This window comes from Klebsiella sp. 4_1_44FAA, assembly GCF_000238715.1.
Lineage (GTDB): Bacteria > Pseudomonadota > Gammaproteobacteria > Enterobacterales > Enterobacteriaceae > Klebsiella > Klebsiella pneumoniae.
Map to the genome: position 1 here is coordinate 1 of NZ_JH414853.1, position 726 is coordinate 726.

Here is a 726-nt window from a genome sequence, read left to right on the forward strand (position 1 = left end):
TACTGGCCAGCAGGCGCGGCAGTTCCGGCGCCGTCGTGTGAGGGCAAGACCGGTGATAATCAGGTTTCTCAGCAGATCGCCACGCAGACGGGATGACGCTTCCGTCAGCACACTTTCCACCCGTTCCCCACTCCGGCCATTCTGAAGCGTCAGGGTGTAACGCCGGCGCTGGTATTCTGTCTCCGGTGACACGGGCAGAGCTGCCCCACCATTTTCGGGCTCATCCGGAAGGCCGGTGAGTGAGGACCAGGTTCCGGAGACCAGGGCCATCACGGCGTAAAGGCGGACAGCGCTCAGCTGCCCGGCAAAGAACACCGGGATCAGCGCCGGTAAACGGGCATCCACCTGGTATACCACCGCCCCGGCGGTGGCGGCGGTACGGATGAACTCACCGCGCAGAGGCTGTGAGATGGTGCTGATGGTTGCCATCGCCGCGATGTCGGTGCGATCGTCGCTGTGCAGATAGAAAGAATACTGGCCGTCCGGCACGTTTAGTCCTCTTTATTGTAAAGGGCAATCTCCCTGGCCAGCGCCATTTGCGGATCGCCTATAACCTCGATACGGTCAGGAGCCAGAGGCCAGGCCTGACGGATAGCCTCTTCAATGAGGGAAGCCCCTCCCCCGACCAGGAATACCCGGTTAACGTTCCTGAAGGCCGTCAGCTCACTGGTGACACGCGCGCCCAGGGAGGTGATTGCCTCTGTTATTTTGTTCCGAACCTCGTCA

2 pseudogenes are annotated in these 726 nt (G+C 61.2%); both read right to left on the minus strand.

The annotated features are described in order from the left end of the window. Positions 1-489: pseudogene (locus HMPREF1024_RS00055) on the minus strand (plasmid partitioning/stability family protein); the annotation flags it as partial. 2 nt (positions 490-491) lie between these two features. Continuing rightward, a pseudogene (locus HMPREF1024_RS00050) lies at positions 492-726 on the minus strand (plasmid segregation protein ParM domain-containing protein); the annotation flags it as partial.